Here is a 26,894-nt window from a genome sequence, read left to right as displayed (position 1 = left end):
GGCCTGATTTCGTTTGTGCGGTCGCGCGAACTCGCCAAAAGCGAGAACAATCCTGCTCACCTGGAAACCGACCCGCAGAGCCATAAGGGGTATGCATGAAGACCGCCAAAGACGTCCTGAAATCGATCAAGGACAACGACGTGAAGTACGTCGACCTGCGCTTCACCGATCCGCGCGGCAAGTGGCAGCACGTCACGTTCGACGTCAGCATGATCGATGAAGACATCTTCGCCGAAGGGACGATGTTCGACGGCTCCTCAATCGCCGGCTGGAAGGCGATCAACGAGTCCGACATGTGCCTGATGCCCGATCCGGTGACCGCGACGATCGACCCGTTCTTCGCCGAGACCACCATGGTCATCACCTGCGACGTGCTCGAGCCGACCACCGGCGAGCCCTACAACCGCGACCCCCGCGGCATCGCCAAGAAGGCCGAGGCGATGGTGAAGTCGATGGGCGTGGGCGACGCCGTGTTCGTCGGCCCCGAAGCCGAGTTCTTCGTGTTCGACGACGTGCGCTTCTCGGCCACCCCCTACAACACCGGCTTCCGCCTCGACTCCTCGGAGCTGCCGACCAACTCCGACACCGAATATGAAGGCGGCAATCTCGGCCACCGCGTCCGCACCAAGGGCGGCTATTTCCCGGTTCCGCCGCAGGACTCCGTGCAGGACATGCGCTCGGAGATGCTGGGTGCCATGGCCAAGATGGGCGTCAAGGTCGAGAAGCATCACCACGAGGTCGCTTCCGCCCAGCACGAGCTCGGCATGAAGTTCGACACGCTCACGCTGATGGCCGACCACATCCAGATCTACAAGTACTGCATCCACCAGGTCGCGCACATCTACGGCAAGACCGCCACCTTCATGCCGAAGCCGGTCTTCGGCGACAACGGCTCGGGCATGCACGTGCACCAGTCGATCTGGAAGGACGGCAAGCCGGTGTTCGCCGGCAACAAGTACGCCGATCTGTCGGAGACCTGCCTGCAGTATATCGGCGGCATCATCAAGCACGCCAAGGCGATCAACGCCTTCACCAACCCGTCGACCAACTCCTACAAGCGTCTGGTCCCGGGCTATGAGGCCCCCGTGCTGCTCGCCTATTCCGCGCGCAACCGCTCGGCCTCCTGCCGCATCCCCTACACCGCTTCGCCGAAGGCCAAGCGCGTCGAGGTGCGCTTCCCCGATCCGCTCGCCAATCCCTATCTCGGCTTCGCCGCGATGCTGATGGCCGGCCTCGACGGCATCAAGAACAAGATCGATCCGGGCCCAGCGATGGACAAGGACCTCTACGACCTGCCGAAGGAAGAGCTGAAGCAGATTCCGACCGTGTGCGGCTCGCTTCGCGAGGCGCTTGAAAACCTCGACAAGGACCGCGCCTTCCTCAAGGCCGGCGGCGTGTTCGACGACGACTTCATCGACGCCTATATCGAGCTGAAGATGACCGAGGTCGAGCGCTTCGAGATGACCCCGCACCCGGTCGAGTTCGACATGTACTATTCGGGCTGAGCGGCCCGCTCAGGACGAGACAGGCAAAAGGCGCTTCCGGAAGGAGGCGCCTTTTCGTTTGAGAAGTCTCGACCGCTACCACGTCGCCGCTGCAGCTCGGCCGGAGCAGTGACGCCGCTCGCGATCAGCACCTCCGCTTTCTGTTACGGGTTGTTAGGCCGCGGCATCAAATGGTCGAGCAGGCCGGTGGGAAGCGGAAACACCACGGTCGACGAGCGTTCACCGGCGATGTCGTGCAGCGCCGCGAAGTAACGCAGCTGCATTGCCTGAGGCTCCTGCGCCAGGATCCGGCCGGCTTCGACGAGCTTTTCGGCGGCCTGCTGCTCGCCCATCGCATTGATCACCTTGGCCCGCCGCAGGCGCTCCGCCTCAGCCTGTTTGGCAATCGCGCGAACCATGGTTTCATTGATATCGACGTCCTTGATCTCTATGCCGGTGACCTTGATGCCCCAGACGTCAGTCTGCTTGTCGAGGATCTCCTGGATATCGGCGTTCAACCTGTCGCGCTCGGCAAGCATCTCGTCGAGCTCATGCTTGCCGAGCACCGAACGCAACGTGGTCTGGGCGAGCTGGCTGGTCGCCGCCATGTAGTCACCGACTTTGATGATGGCGCGCTCGGGGTCGACGATGCGGAAGTACAGGACGGCGTTGACCTTGACGGAGACGTTGTCTCGCGAAATCACGTCCTGCGGCGGCACCACCTGCACCATCACCCGCAGATCGACCTTGACGAGTTGCTGCACGATCGGAATGAGGAGGATGAGGCCCGGACCCTTCACACCGGTAAAGCGGCCGAGCGTGAAGACGACGCCGCGCTCGTATTCGCGCAGGATTCGAATAGCCTGGGATAGAAACACGATGACAAGCAGCGCAAGCGCCGCATACGTCAGATATTCCAGCATCATGATGTACCTCCCTCGCCCGTCCGGGCGGGTGTGCGGCGTATCAGCAGCGTCAGGTCGACGACATTGGCGACCTCCACCGTCTCTCCGGGCATGAAGGTTTCGGCGCCGCGCGCCTGCCAGCGCTCACCATGGGCGAAGACATGACCTTCGTTCCCGTTCCAGTCGAGAACCTCGGCGGGCAAGCCGCGCATGGCCTGTGCGCCGACCCGCGCAGGAGCTTTGCGGACGCGCCGAAGCGAACCAAGCACGACCAGAGCAAAGCCGCTGAACACGACCGCAGCGGTGCCGATCACCCACCACGACAGTTGGTACCCAGGCGCCTCGCTCCTGAAGAGCATCATTGCTCCCAGCACGAAAGCGATGATCCCGCCGAAGCCGATCACCACGGTCGGGTTGAAGGCTTCGACGGTGAGAAGCACGAGTCCCACCAGCATCAGGGCGAGGCCGGCATAGTTGATCGGCAGCAAATTGAGCGCATAGAGGCCGATCAGCAGGCAGATCGCGCCGGCGACTCCCGGGGCGACGGCTCCGGGAGACATGAACTCGAAGATCAGGCCGTAGATGCCGACCATCAGCAAAATGAACGCCACGTTCGGGTCGGTGATGACCGCCAGGAACCGGGATATCCGTCCGGGCTCGATGGCTTCGACGACAGCATCCTTTGTTGCGAGGCGTTGCGTCCTGCCGCCTGCGAGCTCTACCACACGGCCATCCACCTGCCGCAGCAATTCAGCCTGATCGCGCGCGACGAGATCAATGGCATGCGCCCCTAGCGCGCCGTTGGCAGAGAGTGTTGCGGCCTCGCGGACCGCCTTCTCCGCCCAGTCCGCATTGCGGTTGCGCAGCTCGGCAAGGCTGCGGATGAAGGCGACGGCATCGTTTGTGGCCTTCGCCGTCATCGCGTCCTTCGGCTCATCCTTCTTGTCTTTGCCATCCTTGTCGGGTGCGGCGCTCGGCAGGCCCGGCAGCGGCCCGCCAATCTGGACCGGCGTCGCTGCACCGATGTTGGTACCTGGTGCCATCGCCGCGATGTGGGTCGCATAAAGGATATAGGTCCCCGCACTCGCCGCGTGGGCGCCGGAGGGAGCGACGTAGCCAATGACAGGGACCGGCGAGGCGAGCACATCCGCGATGATCTCGCGCATGCTGGAATTGAGCCCGCCGGGCGTGTTCATTCTCAGAAGCACGACCTCGGCGCGCCGTTCGCTCGCCGTGGCCAAAGCCTCCCGCACGTAGCTGGCTGACGCCGGGCCAACCGCCCCGTCGATCGAAACAACCAGGGCAACACGGCTGCTCTCCTCCGCTGAGCTGGGAAGGAGGCAGCAGATCAAAGCCACGACGGTGATCGCCGCAACGAGGGCCGCCTTCATGGTCTGCACGGCACGGGCTCCCTTGCGGAGCATATGGTATTCTTCTCATGAACCTCAATGCTGCGCGTGGGGATCAACATTGCGATTGTGCAACGCAATGGGAATGCCCATGCAGGATGGCGATGTGATCGGCTGAGCGGACGCAGTGGCGGACCATGCCGAAGCCTGATCCGCCCTGCACCAGGCCGACGCGCTCGGTCTCAGCGAGCGTACGCTGAACCGCAAATTCCAAGAACTCACGCACGAGCCGCCGCAATCTTTCCTCATGCGTCGCCGTGTCGAGCACGCGCGCACGCTGCTGGAATCGACGACGCAGCCGATCAAGACCATCGCGCGCGCCGCCGGCTACGAGGACGAGAGTAGCTTTGGCAAGGCGTTCCGCAAGCTGACACTAATGTCACCGCAAACCTATCGCGCGCGACGGATGGAGCGGGCGGTGTGAGGCAGGCCGACATCGGCCTCCTTTGCGGCAACACCGGTTGCGCTTCCATGACTTCGTTCTGCGGCGAAGCCGAGTTGAACGAGCTGGATCGGGCTGAGGCCAGACGGCCGCCTGAGCGCTTCACCGATTCGACACGGTAGAGATAGACCTTGCGCCACGGAGCCTTCAGCTTTCGTTCTGCATCCGACTCCAGTTCGTTCCCGAAGAACAAATCAGAGCCGCGAAAATCGCGTCGGAGCAATTCCTACCGATTGGTTTATTCCGTCCGGGATAGTGCACCATCACCCCCAGATCGCTGTACCTGCCGCAAAGCAGGGACCGGGTTTCGCAAGGGCTCAACCCTGACGTCTGTGCGAGTCCGGCGCTTGTTCTCGGAGGACGGAACGACCAGGGCTGGGTTGCTACAATTGATGTCAGCGACGCTAGGTTGGTGATCGAGCTGCGGCATGTTCTCCTGGCCAGGAACACCGCCGTGGCGGCCGAGTTAAGCCAGCAAAACCATCTGTGAAGGAGACAAAGTCATGGCCCGCGCAACAGCCCACCCGGATCATCACTGCATCTCGAGCGAGGACGTTCAGGGAACGAAGGTTTATGGAGCTGATGGAACGAATATCGGTGAGATTGATCACCTCATCATCGACAAGGTGTCAGGCCGCGTGGCCTATGCCGTCATGAGCTTTGGTGGATTTGTTGGCTTGGGCCACAGCCACTACCCCATTCCCTGGGGCGCTCTGACATATGATACGTCGCTTGACGGTTTTCGAACCCAAATCACCGAGCAACAGCTGAGAGACGCGCCTGAGTTCAGCGATGATTCCTGGGAAGATCGAGACTGGGAAACGCGAACCCACCGGTATTATGGGATGCCCACCTACTGGGAAGGGCGAGGCGGCCTATAACGCCAGCCGGCGCCTTGAAGATCTCGGTGATGAGTGCCTGAACTGACCGGCCAGCCCCCATGGGATGCGGTCGGATTTGATCCTGGCAATCGGCGCTAGTGGTTCTTGTCGCAAGGTTTGGTGCTGACCTGCAAAGGGGCCAATTGAGGCGGCCCGCCTTGCGGCGGGTGTGTCGTTGAGGTTAGCCGCCGAGATCACCCGTTTGTCCCGCTTGCTGAAGCGGAACGGCACTGATGCCCGTCGAGTTATCCTCGGAGAGGCAAGCCGTGGACCTGACCGAAATCGAACGCGCGTTTCTGCAGCAGTTAACTTCCGAACCGTGGATCAGCACTCCGCTGTTCGATCACGAGCTCGTCGCGCGCCTGGTAGAGTCTGGCCTGGTTGAGGCAATCCCCCAAGCATCGGGCGACACCGAATACCGCATTACCGCGCAGGGCCGCGCGGCTTTGAACGGATAATGGCCACTCGCGAGCTACCTGCGCTCCAGCAAAATCGGGATCGGCCTCCCTTCCGAATTTCGGATTTGTGGCATACACGCGCCCATCGAGCCGGGGCCCATGTCGCACGAGGGGCCCTGGGTCCCGGCTCTGCGCAGCAACGCTCACGCGTTGCAGCTTGTCCGGGAAACGAGCGTGAAGTCACTGGCCGAGTGACTGCCCGAAGTCCTCTCGCTGCGCGCTCCGCCTACGCCGCCGCCTTCTGCCTTGTCACCATCGCCTCGCCAAAGGCCTCGAACAGCTTGCGGTTGATTGGATTGTGCTGCGGGTCGTACTCCGCGTGCCATTGCACGCCGAGCGCAAAGCTCGGGGCGTCCGCGATGCGGATCGCCTCGATGGTGCCGTCCTCGGCGATGCCCTCGATCAGCACGCGTTTGCCCGGCTCCAGGATGCCCTGCCCGTGCAGCGAATTGACCCGGATCTTCTCGCAGCCGAGAATCGTGGCGAAGGCGCCGCCAGGCGTCAGCTCGACGTCGTGACGATCGGCGAACACCACGGTCGGATCAGGATGGATCTCGCCGTTCTCGAGCCGGGGCATGCGGTGGTTCATGCGGCCGGGGATCTCGCGGATCTCGGGATGCAGCGAGCCGCCGAAGGCGACGTTCATCTCCTGCAGGCCGCGGCAGATGCCGAACAGCGGGATGCCGCGGGCGACGCAGGCGACCGAAAGCGCCAGAGCGACCTCGTCGCGGTGGATGTCGTAGGGCTCGTGCTTTTCGCAGGGATCGACGTTGAAGCGGGTCGGGTGAACGTTGGCCCGGGCCCCGGTCAGGATGATGCCGTCCACGGTATCGAGCAGCGCCGGGATATCGGTGATGTCGGGCGAGCCTGCGAACATCAGCGGCAAGCCGCCGGAGACTTCGGCCACGGCGCGCAGGTTTCGCTCGCCAACCATCTGGACCTGAAATCGATTTTCGACGCGATGGGAATTCCCGATCACGCCGACGACCGGCTTTCTCATCTGTCGTTCCGCGCCTCCTGATAAGAAGATTCCCCGAACATGCCCCTCCGATGGAACAAATTCAACAGAGGGGATCGCGGGACGGCAATGCTATTTTCGCGCAAATGCCGGGCCTGGACCGGGCCGGCACCCGAACCGGTGCGCGCCGCTTGATCCCTGCCGGGATTTCGCGAAAGAGTGCCCCAATTGCCGCCACCAAGAGACAGGATACGATGTGACCTTTCCCGCAGATGAACGATCCCGCGCCCGTGCCGACCTCGCGCGGGATCAGGCCTGGGCGATCACAGTCGGAGGCATCGGCGTCGTGCTGTTCACCGCGCTGCTCGCCTTCACCTGGTATTTTGCGGCCACCCTGCTGCTGATCTTCACCGGCATGCTGCTCGGGCTCGGTCTCAACGCGCTGGTCAATGCGCTCGGTCGCCGGGTCCAGCTGCCTCACACAATGCGGCTTGCTATCGTGTGCGTCGCGCTCGCTCTGCTGCTGGCGGGCGTCGCCTATCTCGGCGGCGCCACCATTGCCGAACAGGCCTCCCTCCTGAGCAAGACCATCAAGTCGCAGATCACCAATGTCAGGTCCTTCCTCGAGAACCACGGCATCGACACCAGCTTCTTCGATCTCGGCAACGCTGCGCCGGAGTCCGCAACCAACGCGTCCTCGGAGGCGACGCCCGCGCCGGCAACGCCTTCGCGGCCGCCGCTGCCTAGTGCCGGCACGCTCGCCTCGAGCGGCGGGGCGATCGTGAGCCAGACCCTCAAGCTGCTGCTCGGCACCATTCACGGCGTCGGCAACATCTTCATCGTGCTGTTCCTGGGCCTCGCCTTCGCCGCCCAGCCCAGCGTCTATCATGACGGCCTGCTGTTCCTGGCGCCGGCGCGGCACCGCACCCGTGTCGCCCTCGTCATCGACCGTATCGCCGAAACGCTCGAGCGCTGGCTGATCGCCCAGATCATCGTCATGATCGCGGTCGGCGCCGTGACCTGGATAGGACTTGCCGTCATCGGCATCCCCGGCGCATTCATCTTAGGGATCCAGGCGGGCCTCCTGGCCTTCATCCCGACCGTCGGAGCCATCATCGCCGGCGTCGTCGTGGTGCTGGCGAGCCTCGCCTCGGGCTGGATCGCGGCGCTATCGGCGTTTCTGCTCTTCATGGGCGTGCACGCCATGGAAAGCTACGTGCTGACGCCGATCCTGCAGCGGCAGGCACTCGACATCCCGCCGGCCACGCTGTTCGCGTTCCAGATCCTGCTCGGCGTCGTGTTCGGCATCTGGGGCCTGGCGCTGGCGCTCCCGCTGGTCGCGATCGCCAAGGTCATGATCGACCATGTCAAGACGTATGAGGCGCCGGCTCTAGCGGAGGCGGCCTAGAGCATGATCCGGACCCGAAGGGCCGCGTTAGCGCAAAGTGTGGAGCGGTTTTCCGACAAGATCATGCTCCCGACATAAAGCCTCAGGTCGTTAGCACGGTCTCGGTGTGCTCGACCTCGGGAGGCGCGGCAAAATACTGGCCGACCAGGCCGCGCCATTCCGTGAAATTCTCCGAGCCGCGGAAGTCCACGGTGTGGTTCTCCAGCGTCGCCCATTTCACCATCAGCCGGTAACGCTGCGGCTTCTCGATCGACTTGTGCAGCTCGAAGCCGTGAAAGCCCTTGGAGCGGCCGAAAGCGGCCTTGGCCTTGGCAACGGCCGCCTCGAAGTCCTTCTCGCTGCCCGGCTTGACATCGATTTGCGCGATCTCGGTGATCATCGGCTTTCCACCCTGTTTGTTCGATGCCCGTGTCTAGCGTAGCCGGCGCCAAAGAAAAAGGCGCCGAAACGGCGCCCTGCCCGGCCAAATTGCTGATACGTCAGGCAAACAGCAGGACGGTGCCCGTCACGATCAGCGCACAACCCGCGAACAACACGAACGGCCAGTAGCTGCGGTGCTGCGTGTAGCGTCCTTGCGCGCGGCGCTCGGAGATCAGCGCCGTCTCGTATTCATCCGCGGTGGAGAACAGACAGGCGAAACCGCCGCGGGCCGAGGCAGCCTCGGCCTCGAGCGACATCAGGGCGGCTTGCGGATTCTGTCGACGGATCGATTCCATGGCCACGATGGTAGGGATCGAATGGTAAACAGAGATTTACCGCAAGCCCGCCCTGCATTCTCACGCGGTGGCCGGGCGCGCCTGCGATGCGCCGGCCCGCGCCGCGCTCTGGCGTCGCCAGTTCTCCAGCGACAGCGGCAGCTCCTCGGCCGCCTCGACGCGGTTGCGGCCGCCGCGCTTGGCCTGGTAGAGCGCGGTGTCCGCCGAGGCCAGCAGCACCTCGAGTTCGGTGCCGGCCGGACCTCCGGCAACGCCGATGCTGACGGTGGTATCGACCGGACCTTCGTCGACGACGACGCCGGAGGTCTCGAACGCCTCGCGCACGCGCTCGGCGACAAGCACGCCCTCCTCCAGCGCGCACGGCAATAGCGCGGCGAACTCCTCGCCGCCGATGCGGCCGGACAGGTCGGAGATGCGCAAGTTGCTGACCACGACGGTCGAGAACAGCTTCAGCATCTCATCGCCCGCGGGATGGCCGAAGCGGTCGTTGATCGACTTGAAGTGGTCGATGTCGAAGATCATGACGGTCACCGGCCGCCCGGCCTTGGCCTCGCGCTCGATCACGCGCGCACAGGCCTCCGAGAAGCCGCGCCGGTTGAGCATGCCGGTCAAGGGATCGGTCGATGCCGCAGTCCGGTGCGCGGTGACGGTGCGTTCCGACACCAGCATGAAGATCACGAACACGGTACCGACGGCATAGAGGATGAGCTCGACCGCGAACACGGTGACCCAGATGCTGGCGGAGAAGCCGGCATCATGCGGGCGCAGGAAGCTGCCGATCAGGATCGGCAGCATCAACACGCAGCCGTGCATCACCGGCATCACGAAGGCGGGCCAGCGCCGTTGCACGCTCTTGCGCCGTTCGGTCCAGAGCTCGCTCGCAGTCAGCGCCGCGTACACCGAGACGATGCCGGCGCCGACGAGCATGCGCAGCATCGACGCTGTGGGATCGAGCAGCGTCGCAGCTGCGACCCAGGCGAGCGCGCCGAGGACGAGCCCCGGCCAGTTCGGCTTGCGGCCGTGGAAGACGCGCGCCGCGTTCCAGACCATGCCGCAGGCGACGAAACCGACGGCGTTCAGTGCGAGGCAAATTTGCGGGCCCAGCCTGTCCCCCGCCGCGGTCCATAGCGCGACGGAGACGGCACCGAGCAGATAGGCGGTGCCCCACCATTTCAGCGCCGGGCTGTTCTCCTGCTTGCCGAAAAACACCATCATGGCGCCGAGCAGTGCGGCGACCATGGTGGCGACCAAATAGAGCGTGATGCTATCGAGCGACATCATGTCGGCCCCCTCTAGAACATAGCAGTTACGCGATCGGCCCAGCCGATTTGCGCGCCCTTCCGAAAGCGACGCTAGGTCGCAGCGGGTTCCATTCAGGTTTTCGCCGATCCCTAAGTTTTCGGGAAACACGCTATGAATTTGCATACAAACGAACAACAAAAAGGGCGCTGAAATCAGCGCCCTTTTGCATCTCATTGAAGCCGCTTTCGCGGCGAATGCGACAGAAGCGATTAACGCTTCGAGAACTGGAAGGAGCGGCGGGCCTTGGCCTTGCCGTACTTCTTGCGCTCGACCACGCGCGAGTCGCGGGTGAGGAAGCCGCCCTTCTTGAGCACGCCGCGCAGCTCCGGCTCGAAATAGGTGAGCGCCTTGGAGATGCCGTGACGGACCGCGCCGGCCTGGCCGGACAGACCGCCACCGGCGACGGTGCAGATCACGTCGTACTGGCCCGAACGCTGGGCCACGGAGAACGGCTGCTCGATCATCATGCGCAGCACGGGACGGGCGAAATAGACCTCGACCTCGCGCGAGTTGACGGTGACCTTGCCGGCACCCGGCTTGATCCAGACCCGGGCGACCGCGTCCTTGCGCTTGCCGGTCGCATAGGCGCGGTTGAACTTGTCGACCTTCTTCTCGTGCTTGGGCGCCTCGGGCGCGGCCGCCGTCTTGAGCTGCGAGAGCTGGTCGAGCGACTGGATGGATTCGGCCATGTTATGCGGCCCTCATGTTCTTGCGGTTCAACTTGGCGATGTCGATCTTCTCGGGCTGCTGCGCCTCGTGCGGATGATCAGCCCCGCCGTAGACGCGCAAGTTGCCCATCTGGACGCGGCCGAGCGGACCACGCGGGATCATGCGCTCGATGGCCTTCTCGAGCACCCGCTCGGGATGACGGCCCTCGAGGATCTGACGCGCGGTGCGCTCCTTGACGTGGCCGACGTAACCGGTGTGCTTATAGTAGGTCTTCTGCTCGCGCTTGCGACCGGTGAGGACCGCATGCTGCGCGTTGATGATGATGACGTTGTCGCCGCAATCGACGTGCGGGGTGTAGGTCGGGAGGTGCTTGCCGCGCAGGCGCATGGCGACGATGGTGGCGAGACGGCCGACGACCAGACCCTTGGCGTCGATCAGCACCCACTTCTTCGTCACCTCGGCCGGCTTTGCCGAAAAGGTTTTCATGTCAGAATTTCCGTGAGGGAGACATCGGCGCGAACACCGCGCCGGACTGCGCGGGTTTCTAGAGAAGAGCGGCGCAACGGTCAATGCCTCAGAACGGAAATTAGTCGCGTAAAATCAATGACTTAAAAATATGGTGCGATATTACCTGCAAAAAGCTCAAACATTTGGAATGGAATAGGTCGAGGTGACATGGGCGATCGGGTCGGCTGAGGTTCCGGACAAGAGGTTCACCTCCCCGACCGCAAGGCGCTTGCCGAGCTTGAGCAGCCGGGCCTCGGCCAGCACGTCCTGCCCGGGCTGGCCCTTGCGCAGGAAGTTGATGTTGAGATTGGTGGTGACCGCGAGCCCGATCGGCCCGATCGCGGACAGCAGCACCACGTACATCGCGAAATCCGCGAGCGCCATCAGCGTCGGGCCGGACACGGTTCCGCCGGGCCGCAGCATCCGTTCGCTGTAGCGCTGGCGCAAGAGGCTGGTCTGGCCGTCTGCGCTCTCGATCGTGATGTCGTCACCGCTGAAGGCCTGGGGAAACTCGACACGGAGGAACTGCTCCAGCTCCGCCACGCTCATTTTCGCTAACGCCATGCCGTCCCCACCCTCGCTTCGCGTGCCCTGTTACATTAAGTTATCGGTGTCATCCAATTGCAATCATTTAGCGGAAATCGCGTCAATGTCCGTCCACGCCGCCCGCGCTCCCTCCCCGCAATCGCCGATCCTGCTGCGCGAGATCGTCGGCAGCGTCGCTGTGCTCACACTGAACCGACCAGCGGCGCGCAACAGCCTCTCGGAGGCGATGATCGGACAGCTGCATGCGAGCCTCAACGCCATCGCGGAAGACAAGCACATCCGTGCGGCCGTCATCGCCGCCAACGGCCCCGCTTTTTCCGCCGGCCACGACCTGAAGGAACTGACCGCGCGCCGCACCGATGCGGATCGCGGCCGGGCTTATTTTGCGCAGATCATGACGGCGTGCAGTGCCATGATGCAGGCGATCGTGCGTCTGCCCAAGCCCGTGGTCGCTGCCGTTCAGGGCATCGCCACCGCGGCGGGCTGCCAGCTCGTCGCCAGCTGCGATCTCGCGATCGCATCGGACGAGGCGAAGTTCGCCACACCCGGCGTCGACATCGGCCTGTTCTGCTCGACGCCGATGGTGGCGCTGTCGCGCAACGTCCCGCGCAAGCAGGCCATGGAGATGCTGCTGACGGGCGAGCCTGTCACGGCCGAACGCGCCCACGAGATCGGCCTCGTCAATCGCGTCGTTCCCGCCGGCACCGAACTCGGCGCCGCGATCGAGCTTGCGCAACAGGTCGCGTTGAAATCCGCCTACACGATCAAGCTCGGCAAGGAGGCCTTCTACCGCCAGGCCGACATGAGCCTTGCGGACGCTTATCGCTATGCCGCAGAGGTGATGACCGAGAACATGATGGCGCGCGACGCCGAGGAAGGCATCAAGGCCTTCATCGAGAAGCGCGCGCCGACATGGCGGGATGAGTGAAACACTAGCACTGTCATTCCGGGGCGGCTCGCAGAGCCGAACCCGGAATCTCGAGATTCCGGGTTCGATGCTGCGCATCGCCCCGGAATGACGAGAGAAAGAAAAAGATGAACCACGACGCCTATCCCGACAATTACATCCGCGGCATCCTCAACAGCGTGAAATCGATCGCGATGGTCGGGGCCTCGCCGGTCAACGTGCGGCCGAGCTATTTCGCGTTCAAATACCTGATGCAGCGCGGCTACGACATGATCCCGGTTAATCCCGGCCATGTCGGCAAGGAGCTGCTCGGCAAGCCGTTCGTCGCGTCGCTGTCGGACATCGGCCGTCCCGTCGACATGATCGACATCTTCCGCAACTCCAGCCACATCATGCCTGTTGTCGAGGAGGCGCTCACGCTCAACCCGCTGCCGAAGGTGATCTGGATGCAGCTCGGCGCGCGCGACGACGCGGCGGCGGCGAAGGCGGAATCAGTCGGTATCAAGGTGGTCATGAACCGCTGCCCCAAGATCGAATATGGCCGCCTGTCGTCCGAAATCTCCTGGATGGGCGTGAATTCGCGCACGCTCAGCTCCAAGCGCGCGCCGGCGCCGACGCAGGGCATGCGGCTGTCCCTCAATCGGATGAGTGTCGGCGGCGGCAACACCGCCGCATCGGATCGCGCTGCGAAGAACAAGACCGAGCAAAGCTGACGCAATCGCGAAGGTTTCGTTTCGCGAACGCGACAATGCGAAGCACGATCTCCCGATGTGAAGCCGCGCCTTGACGGCGGGCACGGCGCCGATCAGCATGCCGCGCGATTTTCAGACCACGCGAACAGGACGCCCAAATGAGCGATCGCCTTCCGGGATTTTCAACGCTCGCAGTGCATGCCGGTGCACAGCCCGACCCCACCACCGGCGCGCGCGCGACTCCGATTTATCAAACGACCTCTTTCGTCTTCAACGATGCCGACCACGCCGCCTCGCTGTTTGGCCTGCAGGCGTTCGGCAACATCTATACCCGCATCGGCAATCCCACCAATGCGGTGCTGGAAGAGCGCGTCGCCGCGCTCGAAGGCGGCACCGCCGCGCTTGCAGTGGCCTCGGGCCATGCCGCGCAGGTCGTGGTGTTGCAGCAGTTGCTCCAGCCCGGCGACGAATTCATCGCCGCGCGAAAACTCTATGGCGGCTCGATCAACCAGTTCACGCACGCGTTCAAGAGCTTTGGCTGGAACGTGGTGTGGGCCGATCCCGACGACGTTGCGAGCTTCGAGCGGGCGGTGACGCCGCGCACCAAGGCGATCTTCATCGAGTCCATCGCCAATCCCGCCGGCAGCATCACCGACATCGAGGCGATCTCGACGGTGGCACGCAAGGCGGGCGTGCCGCTGATCGTCGACAACACGCTGGCCTCGCCCTATCTGATCCGCCCCATAGACCACGGTGCCGACATCGTCGTGCACTCGCTGACGAAGTTTTTGGGCGGCCACGGCAACTCGCTCGGCGGCATCATCGTCGATGCCGGCACCTTCGACTGGTCCACGGGGGGCAAATATCCGATGCTGTCGGAGCCACGCCCCGAATATCACGGCATCCGGCTGCAGGAGACCTTCGGCAATTTCGCCTTCGCGATCGCCTGCCGCGTGCTCGGCCTTCGCGACCTCGGCCCGGCGCTGTCGCCGTTCAACGCGTTCATGATCCTGACCGGCATCGAGACGCTGCCGCTGCGCATGCAGAAGCACTGCGACAACGCCAAGGCCGTTGCCGAATATCTCGCCGGCCATCCGGCGGTGGCCTCGGTGAGCTATGCCGGCCTACCGAGCGACAAGTACAACCGGCTCGCGCGCAAATACGCACCGCGGGGCGCCGGCGCGGTGTTCACCTTCAGCCTGAAGGGCGGCTACGACGCCGGCGTCAGCCTGGTGTCGAAGCTGCAGCTGTTCTCGCACCTCGCCAATGTCGGCGACACCCGCTCGCTGGTGATCCATCCGGCCTCGACCACGCACAGCCAGCTCGACGACGCTGCCAAGATCAAATCCGGCGCCGGCCCCGACGTGGTCCGGCTCTCGATCGGCATCGAGGACAAGGAAGACCTGATTGCGGATCTGGAGCAGGCGCTGGCGGCGTAATCCTCATCGTCATTCCGGGGCGCGTAGCGCGAACCCGGAATCTCGACGTTATGCTGCAACCTCTGGATTCCGGGTTCGGTGCTTTGCACCGCCCCGGAATGACATTCATGATCGCCGGTTAACCCTCATTAACCATATCGGCCCCATACATCGTCTTTGGATCGCCCCTTTGATTCGGAGGCAATGATGCTGCGCTGGATGGTGCCCGCCCTGGCTATGATGCTGATGGTCCCGGCTGCCATGGCCGCCGATCTGCCGGTGTACAAGCGGCGCGCGGCCGGGCCGCCGCCGGACCCGCCACAAGTCTATGTCGAGACCGATCCGGATGCGCTGATCTCGCCGGCCTATGGCATCGGCAGCTACATCCACAACCTGCCGGGCACGCCGCTGCTGCCCGGCTCCCACACGCTGCCGGGCTATTACGGCCGCCCCTGGAGCTACGATTATCAGGGCGCCTATTACGGCGGGAAGCAGGTCGATTATTTCTGGCGCCTGCCCTATGCGTGCGGCGTCTACGGCTATTGCTGATCAGCCGGGCTGACTCACGGGCACCACGCGCGGCTGCGCCTGCGCAGACTGTCGTGACGCCAGCCGCTCGACCTGCATCACTGCAAGCGTCAACACCACGATCGCAACCGCCTGATGCGTCAGCGCGAGACCGATCGGCACCTGGTTGAGCAGCGTGAGGACGCCGAGTACCGCCTGCACGCTCACCGCCGCGAACAGCCACAGCGCGCCGCTGGCAGCCGCGCCTGCCCGCGAGCCCACCGCGTCGATCGCGTGCAGCAGCGCCAGCACGAACAGCGCGTAGGCGGTCATGCGGTGCTCGAACTGCACGGTCAGCACATTGTCGAACATGTTGCGCCACCACGGCGTCTCGAACCACAGCCGCTCCGCCGCGGGGATGAACGCGCCGTCGATCTCAGGCCAGGTGTTGTAGGCGCGCCCGGCACGCAGGCCCGCGACCAGCGCGCCGAAATAGATCTGCACGAAGGTCACCACGAGCAGCAGAGCGCTCGTGAATCTCAGCCGCGCGGGCGCTGCGATCTGCGGCCGCTCCTTGAGCCGCCGCACCGTCCAGACGATGCCGGCGAAGATCAGGAGCGCGAGCAAAAGATGCGTCGCCAGCCGATATTGCGACACCTCGACCCGCGCCGTGAGGCCCGAGGCCACCATCCACCAGCCGACCGCCCCCTGGAGGCCGCCGAGCGCGAACAGCAGCCACAGCCTGCGCTTCAGCTCACCCGACAATCCGCCGCGCCAGAGGAAGAACAGGAACGGCAGCAGATAGGCGACGCCGATGAAGCGGCCAAGCAAACGGTGGCTCCACTCCCACCAGAAGATCGTCTTGAACTCGGACAGGCTCATGCCTGAATTGAGCTCGCGATATTGCGGGATCTTCTTGTAGGCCTCGAACGCCTCGGCCCACGCCGCTTCCGACAGCGGCGGAACAGTGCCAGTGACCGGTTTCCATTCGACGATCGACAAGCCGGATTCCGTCAGCCGTGTCGCGCCGCCGACCAGCACCATCAGCGCGATCAGCGCGGCCACGCAGATCAGCCACCAGCGCACGGCGCGATGCGGCTCGGATGGGGCGGAAATCGTCGTCATTTCAAAGACAAAACCAAGCCTGTGGCAAAGAGACTTGAACCGGACTGCGTGCCCCTTATAGGACCTAATTTCAAGCGGTCTATAGAGAAAATTTCCCTGCGAAATCATCGTCGCATTGATGCAAATGCAGTGAGTGTCCCGGCCAGCAAAAGAAACCCCCGTTGCCGGCAAGTGGTTTGGGGACCAGTAGGCGTTGTAACCCTGAGCGAAACCCGCTCTGCCGATCTCACCAGCCCGGTGAAGATGAGAACGGGCGTCCTAGAGGCGCACCCCGTCTGGTCGCTTGATGTCCGCTCGTGCCCCGTTGGCCGCCCAAGAGCAAACACGCCGGAAGGTCCGAGATGGGCCAACAACAGTCCAAGCTGCCTCCATGGTTCCTCGCAGGCGTGGCCAATTCAACCCCGGCTATTTTTGTGCGAACACCTCTAAGAGGAACGCTTTCACATCCTCATGCGCCTTCTTCATCGCTGCTTCGTTGTAGCCTGCCGTCGGGCCCTTGCGCACGCACGGGTCTTCCGGCGTGAGGGGCTGCTTCGAGACGGCGTTCAAGATAGCTCCATTCTCGCCCTCTTCGAGCGAGCAGTTGATAACCGAATAGGCATCAGGAACCTTGATCTCGGCAGCAAGGGCCGGTGCGTCGAACGCATGAGGTGCGTCCGCGTACTCGATGAGGCTTACCTTCCGTCCGGCTTTTTGTAGCCGCGCTGCATACTCGCGGCACTTGGTGATTGGCAGCCAATCGTCAGCGACGCCGTGCAGCATGAGAAGTGGCTTCGTCAGACCCTCGTCACCGCGAAATCTGGTAATGCAGTAACTGTACACAGAAATGTACGCCGCGTATTGGAGATCCGGCGAGCCATATTGCTTTTGGAAGCGTTCGGTATTGGCGTAGAGGGCAGCATGACTGCCGTGCGAAAATCCCATGAGGACGATCCGAGTCGGATCGACACCGGGATGCTTCGCGAGAACCTGCAGCGCGCGGTACGCGTCTATGGTCCGCGAGATCGGCGTAACCTTTCCGAACGGAATGCCCACGTCAGCACGCGAAAAGGCGCCGCGTCCGTTGAAGCTGTCCACCGTGAACGTACCATATCCGGCCGTGTTCAGAACGGATGCCCACACTTCGACATAGTTTTTGGATCCGCCGATGCCGCCCCCACCGTGCATCAGCACCACTACGGGAAGTTTCTCACCGATTTTCGGGAGACGCAGCGCCCCCGCAATCGTAACGATCCTGCCTTTTTGCCCAGTCAGGAATTCCGCCTCCGTCATGTCCTCAATCGGTATCGGAATGAAGTCCTGCCGGGCAAACTGAGCATGTGCGATTGGCATACAGAGCATCAAGCCGACAATGATACCGGCCGTATTCTTCCACATTGCTCCCTCCCACCAACCAACATTGCGGACCCTATCATGGCTAGTGGAACCCTCCACGCAAAATGATGTGCTGCGTCGCGACAAGCTTATCTGCGTCAGGTCCGAGTCGGTTCAAAATCGGCGGTCCAGACCGCTGCAATCAGTTTCCGCTCTACACCCGACAGCCGACGCCCCACCGAGCATTCCGCTGGGCAGCGATGGGCCACAAAGGGACATCGATAGCGTCTAAGCTTTCTAAGGCGGGATCGGCGACACCGAAACTCATTCAGACGGCTGCGAATAGGCGCATGGGCTCGGCGAGACCTTTAAGCTCGACCCGTCCTTGGTCGACGAACTTGAGGCCGGCACCTGCCACTAGATCCTTTACCGTGCTCGAGGCCAGCACTTCGCTCGCATGCGCAAGCTGAGCTACCCGTGCTGCGATGTGCACAGCGATGCCGCCCACATCATCGCCCATCATCTCGACCTCACCCGTGTGGACGCCGGCCCGCACTTCGAGATCGAGCGGCCGCACCGCGCTGACGATCCCCTGGGCGCAGCGAACAGCGCGCGCCGGACCGTCGAACAGGGCCAGAAATCCGTCGCCCGTGGTCTTAACTTCGCGACCGCGATGCCGCTCCAGTTCCGAACGCACCGCGGCATGATGCGCTTCCAGAGTTGAACGCCACTGCCTGTCGCCCACCGAAGAGGCTTTCCTTGTCGAATCGACGATATCGGTGAACAGCACAGTCGAGAGGACGCGATCGACCTCGATGGCGGTAGCGGAAACACCCATGAACTGTCTGATCTCCTCGAGGAGCCGATTCTGATCTCCGAACCATGGGAGGTGATCGTTACCTGGTAGTTCGGTGTAGCGTGCGCCAGAAATTCTTTCACCAAGCTCACGGCCGGCGAGTGCGCGAATGCGCACGTCGTCGCGCCGATGCATGACCAGCGTAGGAACACGGACCGACGGCAGGATGGCCGTCACGTCGATCTCGCGGTTCATGCGCAACAAATTGATCACATCAGACGGGCTGGCCGCCGAGCGCTCGAACTTGGCGAACCGCTCAATGGCCCCGGGAGTTGCGGCTGCCGACGGGGAGAAGCTTGGCAGACTCTTGCCAGTTCCCCAGTTGGCCCGGATATCGCGCTCCAAGGCCGCAAAATCGTCAAACGGAACGGAGGCGCCCACTGTGCGCGCATACGTGCCGAACAGGATGAGACCAGCGACCCGCCCAGGATAGGTCGCCGTGAACAGGATAGACATCGGCCCACCCTCCGAGACACCGAACAAATAGGCTCTCTCAGAACCTGCGGCGTCGAGCACGGCGCGGATATCGTCGATCCTTTCATCGAGATGCGGGACACCGACACCACGATCACTGAGACCCGTGCCGCGTTTGTCGAATCGGATCAGTCGGGAGAACGAGCCGAGGCCGTTGAGGAAGCGCGCGACGTTGGGATTCTCCCACGCTTGCTCCAGATGCGATACAAAGCCTGGCGTCATGAGCAAGTCCGGACCGTCCTGTCCGGATATTTGATACGCAACGAAGACCTCGCCGCTGGTCACATAGCGCGTCTCGACAACCATGGCTTCCCTCAAGCCTACCCCGGTGGGGAGCTTACGGCTAACGGCCAAGCAGTGCAATTGAGCGGCGAGAAGCTCATGGCTTAGTGTAGCGATGGCCCCAGGTGCTCATGTCCGCTTTGGGTCAAAGTCGGAAAGACTTACGTCGAGCACAACTGATCTGCTGTCCGCCCGGAAGCGGATGTACTAGAACTCGTCTCGCACCCGACTGAACGCGGGATGCTCGCTGTTCTTGACCTTGCGCCAGTGCTCGCAGCGCCCGGCGCGGTAAGGTCGCTCGCGGTGCTTGGACACGATGCCCTCCAGGTTGAAGCGGCAGGCGGCGCGGAACAGGTCGGGGCCGCAGCTCCTTGCTGGTCAGCGCCTGCACCTCTGTCGCCAACATGCCAGGCTTTACATGAATGCGGATGTCGGTTGCATTGCGCACGCCGCCACCGCGGGCCTTCAGGTCATCCTCGTACAGATTGACCGCGTCATCGACGGTGAGCGGCGCCTTGCTGTGGTCGGCCTTTACATCGGTCTGCAGTCCACGGGCGCGCTCCTTGGCCCGCTCGATCGCCTGTTCGAACGTCAGGACCGTGTCCCCGTTCGCGTCCTCGTAATCGTCGGCGATGGCATCGATGCCGCGGAGCCAACTGTTGCCGGCTCCATCGGCGGCGCGAACGCACCAGGAGCCGGCGAGTTCAAGGCGGCGATAACCCAGGCTGATCCCAGGCGCGGTGTTCATGAAGTAGGGCTTCTTGCGGCGTTCCAGTTGGAGGCGCTTCGTCTTGGTCCTAAGGCTGGTCATTGGTGCTCGTTTCCCGTTCTGTTCTTCGAGTGTCCCGCCGAGAAATCGGAGGACGTCGAAATGCCCGGTAATTGCCTTGCGGAGTGTCCCGCCGAGTGTCCCGCCTTGCCCAAAACAGCGGTATGGACTTCGGTTTAGACGTATTGAAGGCCAGGAAGGAAACGTTCGCAAGATCAATTACTTGCCTGCGATCCATGTGGAGTCAGATGGATGCTTGCGAACACCAGAATGCCCCTTATAGTCCCCCGCTCCCGCAGCGCAAGTTACGCGAAAGCCTTAAAGTCCCCCCCATGACGATCCGCACCCGCAAGTTCCTCGGCGCCATCCTGCTCCTGGTACTGGCCACTGTCTGGTCCCTGCTCGGCATGGCGGCGGCGCAGATGCCGTGGATCGCGGAATCCGGCTGGCGGCAGGCGATCTACTACATCGTCATCGGCATGGGCTGGGTGCTCCCGGCGATGCCGATCGTGAGCTGGATGCAGCGGCCCGATCGCGTCAGGTCTGGCTCGTAGCGCTCCCGGTCGGCCTCACCGGCGCAAAGGCGACGCCCGACACCAGCACGCGCAGCATCCGCAGCGAGCGCACCCGTCCGTCCCAGGAGATCCGCGGCAGCGCGCGCAAGTTCGTGCGTCCCTCCGCCTCCACGATGCCCGGGATCGTCGAGACCGCGCTGGCGAAGCCCGCCTGCTCCGCCATCACGACATGGCTGCGCCGGAACGAAGCGCGGTCGCCGAACGGAAAGGCGAAATGCCGGATCTCGCGGCGAAAGGCCGCTTCCGCCACGGCCTTGCCCATCGTCATCTCGCGCAGTGCGGCTGCGTCCTTCATGTTGGCCAGCACCGGATAGTTCACCGTCGCGCTGCCGATCGTCACGCGCGGATCGGCAGCGAGCCTGACGAGGTCTTCCCAATCCATCGACCCCTCGCGCGTGAGCGCGGCGAGTTCGATCCGGTACCGCGTGCAGAGATCGGCAATCGCGGCCGACACATCCGCCGGCGGTAGCGAGCGCAGCCAGCTCTCCAGATACGAGAACAACGCCTGCTTCCCGGCCTTGTCGGCGACGGTGAAACGCTGCTCCTTCTCGCCCATCATCAGGCTGACGCGGCTCTCGCGCGCGATCACCTGTTCCAGCCCGAGCCACCAGGCCTCGCCGACACCGTCGGGAAAGGCGGTCGGCACATAGATCGTGAAGGGCACCGCGTGACGCGCCAGCACCGGATAGGCGAAGGTGATGAGATCCTTGTTGGCGCCATCGAAGGTCAACGCCACGAAGCGTCGCTTCTCCGGCAGCGTCACCGCGCGCCGGCAGACCTCGTCCATGCCGATGAAATCGTAGTTCCACCGCTTCAGCGCGCGGATGACGCGATCGAGGAATTGCGGCGTGATCTCGTGTTCGCGCAGCGGCTGGAATCCGCGCCGCCGCGGCCGCACGTAGCGGAAGCGCAGGATGGCGCCGGCACCGCGACTGCGCAGCACGGCCTGGCCGCTGAACCAGGCCAGCTCGAGGCGCAGCCGTTCCAGCCATCTGTCGTCGGAAGCCAAAATCCCATCCTTCGCGCGCGCCGGCAGTCCGTTCCCTCTGCCATTGTCATTACCCTTTGTTGACCTTTGTTTGCAAAGGTCGGCCACAGGCCGAACTCCGTATTTTCGATTTCTCGACAGGTTTCGCGAATGACCATGGCTGCGGCGATGCAAAGCCGGACGGCAGAAGCGCCAGCGCGGTCGAAAGCGAGCCGTATCGCGGGGGTCGATATCGTCACCGATCTCGCCGAGGCCGAGGTGGTCTGGCGCGGCTTCGAGGCGAGCGGCCATCTCTTCACGCCGTACCAGCGCTTCGATCTGCTCGGCCCGTGGCAGCGCCTCGTCGGCGCCCGTGAAGGTGCCCGCCCGTTCATCGTGATCGCGCGGGACGCCGAGCGCCGGCCGCTCCTGCTGCTGCCGCTCTCGCTGCGCCAGGCCCACGGCATGCGCACCGCCTGTTTCATGGGCGGCAAGCACACGACCTTCAATATGGGCCTGTGGAACGCCGAGTTCGCAGCAGAGGCCGCCGGCGCCGATCTCGACGCACTGCTTGCGCCACTCGGTGAGCACGTCGACGTGCTCGCGCTGACGCAGCAGCCCGAGCGCTGGCACGACCAGCAAAACCCGTTTGCAGCCCTGCCGCGGCAGCGCGCGATCAACGGCTGTCCGCGACTGGTGATGGAGCCGGGCGGCCCGCCGGCATCGCGGATCAGCAATTCCCTCCGCCGCCGCCTCAAGAGCAAGGAGAAGAAACTTCAGTCCCTCGCCGGCTATCGCTATCACATGGCCACGTCGGACGCAGACATCAGCCGCCTGCTCGACTGGTTCTTCCGCGTCAAGCCGGCGCGGATGGCGGAGCAGAAGCTGCCAAACGTCTTCGCCGAACCCGGCGTCGAGCAATTCGTGCGCAGCGCCTGCCTTGCGCCGCGCGGCGACGGTCATGTCATCGACATCCATGCGCTGGAATGCGACGAGGAGGTGATCGCGATCTTCGCTGGCGTCGCCGACGGCGAGCGCTTCTCGATGATGTTCAACACCTACACGATGTCCGAGCACGCCCGCTACAGCCCCGGCCTGATCCTGATGCGCTACATCATCGACCGCTATGGCGAGCGCGGCTACCGCTCGCTCGACCTCGGTATCGGTTCGGACGATTACAAGCGGATGTTCTGCAAGGACGACGAGGACATCTTCGACAGCTTCGTCCCCCTGACCTCGCGCGGCAGGCTCGCGGCAACGGCGATGTCCTCGCTCAGCCACGGCAAGCGGCTGGTGAAGCAGAACCAGATGCTGTTCGACATGGCCCGCCGACTGCGGCAGGCGTTCGGGTAGACGCCGAACGCTCTCTCCACTTGCGATCTGCTCACTTACCCTCCCCTGGAGGGGGAGGGTCGGCTCACATGGAGCGCAGCGTAATGTGAGACGGGGTGGGGTGAAGGTCTCTCCACATCCAACGGTGCCCGAGTGGAGAGATCACCCCACCCCGCTCCCGCTGCGCGGGATCGACCCTCCCCAGGGAGGGTAAGAAAGAGGCCGCGCGGAAATTGAAAGAAACCGGCAGCGACTTCCCTCGCCTACGCCGCCACGACGCGCGGCGTCTCGGCGGCGTCCGAGGCCTGCACCGGCTTGCTCAGCATCGCCACCTCGCTGAAGCCGACGGCTCTCAGCTGCTCGCACATCTGCGTGCGCGCATCGCTCGCCATCGCGGCGTCCGGCACCACGACGGCGCGGGCATGCGCCGTCAACAGCTCGGCCGGAAGGTCGGAGGCGCTGCCGGCGTCGATCAGCACGTGGTCGTAAGCCCGCAGCAGCGCGTCGATCGCGAGCGCGACGCGCGGCGATTGCAGCAGGCTGCGGTCGAAGCCGGGACGACCGGCCATCACCAGATGCAGACGCGACAGCTTGTCCCGGGTGATCACTTGCGCGAACGAGACCTCGCCCTGCATCAGCTCGGCAAGTCCGGGAGCCTGTGCATCGGCGGATACCGCGGCAATCGTCGGCGAGGACGCGGCGAGATCGACCACGACGACACGTGCATCGCGCGCCAGGTTCCGCGCCAGCGTCAGCGTCGACAGCGTGATGGCTTCGCCGGGCGCCGTGCCGAGCACCGTGACCTTCCTGGCCGCGGCGCCCGCCGCACGCAGATCGTCGGCCAGACGTTCGATCTCGACGAATTCGCTCGTGTCCACGTCGGCGGCCATCTCCGGCTGCAGCGGCGCGGGCTCTGCCAACACCGGATCCAACATGGGTTCGCTGCCCCTCTCGACCACAGGCGCGATAGCAGGCTGGACGACCAGCGGCTCCTGGCGCACCGGCGCCTGCGCGGAGCCCATTGCCGCGCGCGGCGCGGTCTGGCGCAGCAGCTCGCCAGTGACGACGACGCCGGACGAGAGCAGCAGCGTTGCGATCGTCGCGATCAGCACGATCGGCAGCTTCTTCGGATAGGCCGGCATGTTCGAGACGATGGCGCGCGAAATGATGCGGCCATCGGTCGGCGCGGTGTCGATGGTCTCGCGGGTGTTGGCCTCGCGGTACTTGGCGAGATAGGTCTCGAGCAGATCGCGCTGCGCCTTGGCCTCGCGCTCCAGCGCGCGGAGCTGGACGTCCTGACCGTTGGTCGAGGCCGCCTGCTTCTTGAGCTGCTCGAGGCTCACGGTGAGGCCATCGACCCGGCCGCTGGCGATCCGGGCGTCATTCTCGAGCGAGCGCGAGATCTTGGCCGCTTCGTCGCGAATCTGATTGTCGAGGTCGCCGAGCTGCGCCCTCAGCTCCTTGATCCGGGGATGATTGCCGAGCAGCGTCGACGATTGTTCGGCGAGCTGCGCCCGTAGCGTCACCCTCTGCTCCGACAGCCGGCGCATCAATTCGGAGTTCACGACCTCGGATGCCTCGATCGGCTTGCCGCTCTGCAGCATCTCCTTGATCAGCCGTGCCTTGGATTCCGCATCCGCCTTCATCGAGCGCGCATTGTTGAGCTGGGTGTTGACCTCGCCCATCTGCTGGTTCGACAGCGTGGTGTTGTTGGTGCCGACGAACAGGCTGGACTTGGAACGGAAGTCCTCGACCCTGGCCTCGGCCTCCGACACCTTCTTGCGCAAATTCTCGATCTCGCCGGCCAGCCAATGGCTGGCGTTCTTGGCCTGCTCCTGGCGCGCCGCCTGCTGCAGCACGAGATACCCGTCGGCGATCGCGTTGGCGACGCGTGCGGCGAGATCCGGATCGGCGGACTGGAATTCGACCACGATCACGCGCGACTTGTCGACGGCGTAGGCCTGAAGCCGTTCGTAATAGGAATCGAGCACGCGCTCTTCCGGCGTCATCGCGAACGGATCGCGGCCGATGCCGACGAGCGCGGCAAGCGACTTCAGCGGCGAGAGGCCCTGCAGGACGGGATCGAATTCGGGGCGCTCGGCGAGCTTGTTCTTTTTGATGATCTCGCGCGCCAGATCGCGCGACAGCACCAGCTGCACCTGGCTGGTGACGGCCTCGGCGTCGAGCGCCTGCCGCTCCTCGGTGCGGTCGCTGTTCGGACGCAGGAACACGTTCTCGCGGCCGTCGATCAGGATGCGGGTTTCGGACTTGTAGCGCGGCGTGACGAGATTGACGATGGCGAGCGACGCAACGAGCGCCAGCACCGTCGGAACGATGACCCAGCCGCGCTTGCGCGCCAGGGCCGCACCGAGCGCGTGCAGGTCGATGTCGCCGGATTCGATCTGCGCCGGCTTGGCGATGACGGGCACGGACTTCGCTTCGGGCTTCGCTTCGATCTTTTCAATCTTGGCTTCGGTCTTGGGCGCAGCCTCGCCTTTGGACTTGGCGACGGCTCGCGCGATCACAGCCTTGTCCTTGCCGGCACGCCAGAACGCTAAACGCATCGAACACTCCCGCAGGGCAATGCTGCGACTCTACCTCAACCGGGGCGATTACACTCCATTAAGGTTGCCGCTGGGTTAATCGTGACCGCAGGCATCTTACGCGCGTGCGCCCGTCACCGTTTGTTAACCACGAGACCCCTTAATCCATCTCGATTATTTCGTGAGAATTGTTCGGCAGTCGCCGTCGAGCTGGTTTTGATTCATGCCTCCCTCTCCTGACCGGCCGCTTCGCATCCTGCACGCCGTGCGCGCTCCGGTCGGCGGGATCTTCCGTCATATCCTCGACGTCGCCAACGGCCAGGTCGACCGCGGCCATCATGTCGGCATTCTCGCCGACAGCCTCACGGGCGGCGAGCGCGCCGACAAGGCGCTGACCGAGCTCGCGCCGCGCTTGAAGCTCGGCGTGCACCGCATGGCGATCCGCCGCGAACCGTCGCCTGACGACGTCCTGGTATGGCTCCGCATGCGCCGGCTTATCGCCGCGCTCAAGCCCGACGTGATGCATGGCCACGGCGCCAAGGCCGGCGCCTTCATCCGCATGCGGCGGCGCTCGGACGACACGATCCGCATCTACACCCCGCATGGCGGCTCGCTGCACTATCCGCTCAACACCTTCAAGGGCGAGTTCTACGCGCGGCTCGAACGCGCGCTGATGGACTCGACCGACCTCTTCCTGTTCGAGAGTGCCTTTGCTCGCGACACCTATCAGCGCATCGTCGGCACGCCCAAGGGCGTGGTGCATTGCGTCTTCAACGGCGTGACGCCGGAGGAATTCGAGCCAGTCACCACGGCCGAGGATGCGACCGACCTCTGCTATGTCGGCGAGTTCAGGCACATCAAGGGCGCCGACCTGCTGGTCGACGCCGTGGCGCGCCTGCATGAAGGCGGCAAGAAGGTCACGCTCACGCTCGGCGGCGACGGCGAGGAGACGGCCGCGCTGAAGGCGCAGGTCGAGCGGCTGGGCCTTTCGAGCGCCATCCGCTTCATCGGTCACGTCAAGGCGCGCTACGGCTTCTCCAAGGGGCGGCTGCTCGTCGTCCCATCGCGCGGCGATTCCATGCCCTACGTCGTGATCGAGGCCGGCGCCGCGGGCATTCCGATGATCGCATCCAAGATCGGCGGCATCCCCGAGATCCTGGGCATCGACAGCCCCGCGCTGTTCGCGCCCAGCGATTCCGAAGCCATGGCGGAGGCGATCGCCGCAGCGCTGGACGATCCGCCAACGACCGAGCAACGCGCACTCTCCTTGCGCGAACGCATCTCGACACACTTCTCGCAGGCCGCAATGGTCGAGGGCGTGCTCGCCGGCTATCGCGACGCATTTGCCAATCATTAACCATCCTTAAGCCGGCTTTAGAGAATCTTCCGATTTGTTCGATAAGCGAAGCGCCAGGGGATGCTTGCCCGGGCGCGCAAGGCCGTGCCGC

At 64.0% G+C, this 26,894-nt stretch carries 27 protein-coding genes; 12 read left to right on the top strand and 15 right to left on the bottom strand.

Going from position 1 to position 26,894, the window contains the following annotated elements:
- Positions 1-95 precede the first annotated feature (95 nt).
- A complete protein-coding gene (glnA, locus tag HZZ13_RS09035; RefSeq protein ID WP_197959279.1) occupies positions 96-1,505 on the top strand; it encodes a type I glutamate--ammonia ligase in 1,410 nt (469 codons plus the stop codon).
- Between the two features lie 143 nt (positions 1,506-1,648).
- Here glnA and HZZ13_RS09030 read toward each other — a convergent pair whose 3' ends face one another.
- Together HZZ13_RS09030 and HZZ13_RS09025 are read right to left on the bottom strand one after the other, a co-directional pair.
- Positions 1,649-2,410, bottom strand: a complete 762-nt coding sequence (locus HZZ13_RS09030) for a slipin family protein (RefSeq protein ID WP_124158033.1) — start codon at positions 2,408-2,410, stop codon at positions 1,649-1,651.
- Positions 2,407-3,789, bottom strand: coding sequence for an NfeD family protein (locus HZZ13_RS09025; RefSeq protein WP_197959278.1), 1,383 nt, complete (start codon positions 3,787-3,789; stop codon positions 2,407-2,409). Before HZZ13_RS09025 ends, HZZ13_RS09030 begins: the two co-directional genes overlap by 4 nt.
- A 166-nt stretch (positions 3,790-3,955) precedes the next feature.
- On the opposite strand from HZZ13_RS09025, the gene HZZ13_RS09020 reads away from it, so the two are divergent.
- From HZZ13_RS09020 to HZZ13_RS09010, 3 genes are all read left to right on the top strand, one after another.
- A complete protein-coding gene (locus tag HZZ13_RS09020; RefSeq protein ID WP_283817142.1) occupies positions 3,956-4,222 on the top strand; it encodes a helix-turn-helix domain-containing protein in 267 nt (88 codons plus the stop codon).
- 521 nt (positions 4,223-4,743) lie between these two features.
- A complete protein-coding gene (locus HZZ13_RS09015) occupies positions 4,744-5,121 on the top strand; it encodes a PRC-barrel domain-containing protein (RefSeq protein ID WP_197959277.1) in 378 nt (125 codons plus the stop codon).
- 266 nt (positions 5,122-5,387) lie between these two features.
- Positions 5,388-5,579, top strand: a complete 192-nt coding sequence (locus HZZ13_RS09010; protein WP_197959276.1) for a thioredoxin domain-containing protein — start codon at positions 5,388-5,390, stop codon at positions 5,577-5,579.
- Positions 5,580-5,805: 226 nt separating this feature from the next.
- On the opposite strand, the gene HZZ13_RS09005 is transcribed toward HZZ13_RS09010, so the two are convergent.
- Positions 5,806-6,579: a gamma-glutamyl-gamma-aminobutyrate hydrolase family protein gene (locus tag HZZ13_RS09005; protein ID WP_197959275.1), complete on the bottom strand. Its 774-nt coding sequence runs from the start codon at positions 6,577-6,579 to the stop codon at positions 5,806-5,808.
- Between the two features lie 214 nt (positions 6,580-6,793).
- Between HZZ13_RS09005 and HZZ13_RS09000 the strand changes: the two genes are divergently transcribed.
- Positions 6,794-7,945 (top strand): AI-2E family transporter, encoded by a 1,152-nt coding sequence (locus HZZ13_RS09000; RefSeq protein WP_197959274.1) that lies wholly within the window; start codon positions 6,794-6,796, stop codon positions 7,943-7,945.
- Between the two features lie 82 nt (positions 7,946-8,027).
- Here the strand turns inward: HZZ13_RS09000 and HZZ13_RS08995 are convergent, their stop codons facing one another.
- From HZZ13_RS08995 to HZZ13_RS08970, 6 genes are all read right to left on the bottom strand, one after another.
- Positions 8,028-8,324, bottom strand: a complete 297-nt coding sequence (locus HZZ13_RS08995; protein ID WP_025036647.1) for an antibiotic biosynthesis monooxygenase family protein — start codon at positions 8,322-8,324, stop codon at positions 8,028-8,030.
- A 100-nt stretch (positions 8,325-8,424) separates the two neighbouring features.
- Positions 8,425-8,661, bottom strand: coding sequence for a hypothetical protein (locus tag HZZ13_RS08990; RefSeq protein WP_197959273.1), 237 nt, complete (start codon positions 8,659-8,661; stop codon positions 8,425-8,427).
- Positions 8,662-8,721: 60 nt separating this feature from the next.
- A complete protein-coding gene (locus HZZ13_RS08985; protein WP_197959272.1) occupies positions 8,722-9,942 on the bottom strand; it encodes a GGDEF domain-containing protein in 1,221 nt (406 codons plus the stop codon).
- Between the two features lie 230 nt (positions 9,943-10,172).
- On the bottom strand, positions 10,173-10,652 hold the full coding sequence (rpsI, locus tag HZZ13_RS08980; RefSeq protein WP_028178828.1) for a 30S ribosomal protein S9: 480 nt from the start codon (positions 10,650-10,652) through the stop codon (positions 10,173-10,175).
- Between the two features lies 1 nt (position 10,653).
- Positions 10,654-11,118, bottom strand: coding sequence for a 50S ribosomal protein L13 (gene rplM / locus HZZ13_RS08975; RefSeq protein WP_197949969.1), 465 nt, complete (start codon positions 11,116-11,118; stop codon positions 10,654-10,656).
- 156 nt (positions 11,119-11,274) lie between these two features.
- Positions 11,275-11,703 carry a PaaI family thioesterase gene (locus HZZ13_RS08970; RefSeq protein ID WP_197959271.1) on the bottom strand — a complete coding sequence of 143 codons (429 nt, stop codon included), beginning with the start codon at positions 11,701-11,703 and terminating at the stop codon, positions 11,275-11,277.
- Positions 11,704-11,788: 85 nt separating this feature from the next.
- Between HZZ13_RS08970 and HZZ13_RS08965 the strand changes: the two genes are divergently transcribed.
- The 4 genes from HZZ13_RS08965 to HZZ13_RS08950 all read left to right on the top strand — a co-directional run bounded on the left by HZZ13_RS08965 (position 11,789) and on the right by HZZ13_RS08950 (position 15,251).
- The gene (locus tag HZZ13_RS08965; RefSeq protein WP_197959270.1) at positions 11,789-12,613 is read left to right on the top strand and encodes an enoyl-CoA hydratase; all 825 of its coding nucleotides are present in this window, start codon (positions 11,789-11,791) and stop codon (positions 12,611-12,613) included.
- A gap of 107 nt (positions 12,614-12,720) precedes the next feature.
- Entirely contained in the window at positions 12,721-13,305 is a 585-nt protein-coding gene (locus HZZ13_RS08960; protein ID WP_197959269.1) for a CoA-binding protein, read from the top strand.
- A gap of 137 nt (positions 13,306-13,442) precedes the next feature.
- Positions 13,443-14,723 (top strand): O-acetylhomoserine aminocarboxypropyltransferase, encoded by a 1,281-nt coding sequence (locus tag HZZ13_RS08955; protein WP_197959268.1) that lies wholly within the window; start codon positions 13,443-13,445, stop codon positions 14,721-14,723.
- Positions 14,724-14,909: 186 nt separating this feature from the next.
- Positions 14,910-15,251 (top strand): hypothetical protein, encoded by a 342-nt coding sequence (locus HZZ13_RS08950; protein ID WP_197959486.1) that lies wholly within the window; start codon positions 14,910-14,912, stop codon positions 15,249-15,251.
- On the opposite strand, the gene HZZ13_RS08945 is transcribed toward HZZ13_RS08950, so the two are convergent.
- From HZZ13_RS08945 to HZZ13_RS08930, 4 genes are all read right to left on the bottom strand, one after another.
- The gene (locus tag HZZ13_RS08945; protein WP_197959267.1) at positions 15,252-16,334 is read right to left on the bottom strand and encodes a COX15/CtaA family protein; all 1,083 of its coding nucleotides are present in this window, start codon (positions 16,332-16,334) and stop codon (positions 15,252-15,254) included.
- Between the two features lie 405 nt (positions 16,335-16,739).
- Positions 16,740-17,711 (bottom strand): dienelactone hydrolase family protein, encoded by a 972-nt coding sequence (locus tag HZZ13_RS08940; protein WP_197959266.1) that lies wholly within the window; start codon positions 17,709-17,711, stop codon positions 16,740-16,742.
- Between the two features lie 265 nt (positions 17,712-17,976).
- The gene (locus HZZ13_RS08935; protein ID WP_197959265.1) at positions 17,977-19,284 is read right to left on the bottom strand and encodes an adenylate/guanylate cyclase domain-containing protein; all 1,308 of its coding nucleotides are present in this window, start codon (positions 19,282-19,284) and stop codon (positions 17,977-17,979) included.
- A gap of 121 nt (positions 19,285-19,405) precedes the next feature.
- Positions 19,406-20,071 carry a hypothetical protein gene (locus HZZ13_RS08930; RefSeq protein ID WP_197959264.1) on the bottom strand — a complete coding sequence of 222 codons (666 nt, stop codon included), beginning with the start codon at positions 20,069-20,071 and terminating at the stop codon, positions 19,406-19,408.
- A gap of 290 nt (positions 20,072-20,361) precedes the next feature.
- Between HZZ13_RS08930 and HZZ13_RS08925 the strand changes: the two genes are divergently transcribed.
- Entirely contained in the window at positions 20,362-20,583 is a 222-nt protein-coding gene (locus HZZ13_RS08925) for a DUF2842 domain-containing protein (protein WP_197959263.1), read from the top strand.
- Here the strand turns inward: HZZ13_RS08925 and HZZ13_RS08920 are convergent.
- On the bottom strand, positions 20,567-21,613 hold the full coding sequence (locus HZZ13_RS08920) for a polysaccharide deacetylase family protein (RefSeq protein WP_197959262.1): 1,047 nt from the start codon (positions 21,611-21,613) through the stop codon (positions 20,567-20,569). The genes HZZ13_RS08925 and HZZ13_RS08920 overlap by 17 nt on opposite strands.
- A 129-nt stretch (positions 21,614-21,742) precedes the next feature.
- Here HZZ13_RS08920 and HZZ13_RS08915 point away from each other — a divergent pair, with 129 nt between their 5' ends.
- Positions 21,743-22,924: a GNAT family N-acetyltransferase gene (locus HZZ13_RS08915; RefSeq protein ID WP_197959261.1), complete on the top strand. Its 1,182-nt coding sequence runs from the start codon at positions 21,743-21,745 to the stop codon at positions 22,922-22,924.
- Between the two features lie 242 nt (positions 22,925-23,166).
- Here HZZ13_RS08915 and HZZ13_RS08910 read toward each other — a convergent pair whose 3' ends face one another.
- Positions 23,167-25,467, bottom strand: a complete 2,301-nt coding sequence (locus HZZ13_RS08910) for a GumC family protein (protein WP_197959260.1) — start codon at positions 25,465-25,467, stop codon at positions 23,167-23,169.
- Positions 25,468-25,669: 202 nt separating this feature from the next.
- Between HZZ13_RS08910 and HZZ13_RS08905 the strand changes: the two genes are divergently transcribed.
- Complete coding sequence (locus tag HZZ13_RS08905) at positions 25,670-26,803, top strand: glycosyltransferase family 4 protein (RefSeq protein ID WP_197959259.1); 1,134 nt, start codon at positions 25,670-25,672, stop codon at positions 26,801-26,803.
- The last annotated feature ends 91 nt before the right edge of the window (positions 26,804-26,894 follow it).

The organism is Bradyrhizobium agreste, assembly GCF_016031625.1.
GTDB classification, from domain to species: Bacteria; Pseudomonadota; Alphaproteobacteria; order Rhizobiales; family Xanthobacteraceae; genus Bradyrhizobium; species Bradyrhizobium agreste.
This window is presented reverse-complemented; position numbering and strand designations above follow the sequence as displayed.

Excerpts from the sequence above, each read along its gene's own strand:
- glnA (WP_197959279.1), top strand. The coding sequence starts at position 96 with ATGAAGACCGCCAAAGACGTCCTGAAATCGATCAAGGACAACGACGTG.
- HZZ13_RS09030 (WP_124158033.1), bottom strand. The coding sequence starts at position 2,410 with ATGATGCTGGAATATCTGACGTATGCGGCGCTTGCGCTGCTTGTCATC.
- HZZ13_RS09015 (WP_197959277.1), top strand. The coding sequence starts at position 4,744 with ATGGCCCGCGCAACAGCCCACCCGGATCATCACTGCATCTCGAGCGAG.
- HZZ13_RS09005 (WP_197959275.1), bottom strand. The coding sequence starts at position 6,579 with ATGAGAAAGCCGGTCGTCGGCGTGATCGGGAATTCCCATCGCGTCGAA.
- HZZ13_RS08995 (WP_025036647.1), bottom strand. The coding sequence starts at position 8,324 with ATGATCACCGAGATCGCGCAAATCGATGTCAAGCCGGGCAGCGAGAAG.
- HZZ13_RS08990 (WP_197959273.1), bottom strand. The coding sequence starts at position 8,661 with ATGGAATCGATCCGTCGACAGAATCCGCAAGCCGCCCTGATGTCGCTC.
- HZZ13_RS08985 (WP_197959272.1), bottom strand. The coding sequence starts at position 9,942 with ATGATGTCGCTCGATAGCATCACGCTCTATTTGGTCGCCACCATGGTC.
- rpsI (WP_028178828.1), bottom strand. The coding sequence starts at position 10,652 with ATGGCCGAATCCATCCAGTCGCTCGACCAGCTCTCGCAGCTCAAGACG.
- rplM (WP_197949969.1), bottom strand. The coding sequence starts at position 11,118 with ATGAAAACCTTTTCGGCAAAGCCGGCCGAGGTGACGAAGAAGTGGGTG.
- HZZ13_RS08970 (WP_197959271.1), bottom strand. The coding sequence starts at position 11,703 with ATGGCGTTAGCGAAAATGAGCGTGGCGGAGCTGGAGCAGTTCCTCCGT.
- HZZ13_RS08965 (WP_197959270.1), top strand. The coding sequence starts at position 11,789 with ATGTCCGTCCACGCCGCCCGCGCTCCCTCCCCGCAATCGCCGATCCTG.
- HZZ13_RS08960 (WP_197959269.1), top strand. The coding sequence starts at position 12,721 with ATGAACCACGACGCCTATCCCGACAATTACATCCGCGGCATCCTCAAC.
- HZZ13_RS08955 (WP_197959268.1), top strand. The coding sequence starts at position 13,443 with ATGAGCGATCGCCTTCCGGGATTTTCAACGCTCGCAGTGCATGCCGGT.
- HZZ13_RS08950 (WP_197959486.1), top strand. The coding sequence starts at position 14,910 with ATGCTGCGCTGGATGGTGCCCGCCCTGGCTATGATGCTGATGGTCCCG.
- HZZ13_RS08945 (WP_197959267.1), bottom strand. The coding sequence starts at position 16,334 with ATGACGACGATTTCCGCCCCATCCGAGCCGCATCGCGCCGTGCGCTGG.
- HZZ13_RS08940 (WP_197959266.1), bottom strand. The coding sequence starts at position 17,711 with ATGTGGAAGAATACGGCCGGTATCATTGTCGGCTTGATGCTCTGTATG.
- HZZ13_RS08935 (WP_197959265.1), bottom strand. The coding sequence starts at position 19,284 with ATGGTTGTCGAGACGCGCTATGTGACCAGCGGCGAGGTCTTCGTTGCG.
- HZZ13_RS08930 (WP_197959264.1), bottom strand. The coding sequence starts at position 20,071 with ATGACCAGCCTTAGGACCAAGACGAAGCGCCTCCAACTGGAACGCCGC.
- HZZ13_RS08925 (WP_197959263.1), top strand. The coding sequence starts at position 20,362 with ATGACGATCCGCACCCGCAAGTTCCTCGGCGCCATCCTGCTCCTGGTA.
- HZZ13_RS08915 (WP_197959261.1), top strand. The coding sequence starts at position 21,743 with ATGACCATGGCTGCGGCGATGCAAAGCCGGACGGCAGAAGCGCCAGCG.
- HZZ13_RS08910 (WP_197959260.1), bottom strand. The coding sequence starts at position 25,467 with ATGCGTTTAGCGTTCTGGCGTGCCGGCAAGGACAAGGCTGTGATCGCG.
- HZZ13_RS08905 (WP_197959259.1), top strand. The coding sequence starts at position 25,670 with ATGCCTCCCTCTCCTGACCGGCCGCTTCGCATCCTGCACGCCGTGCGC.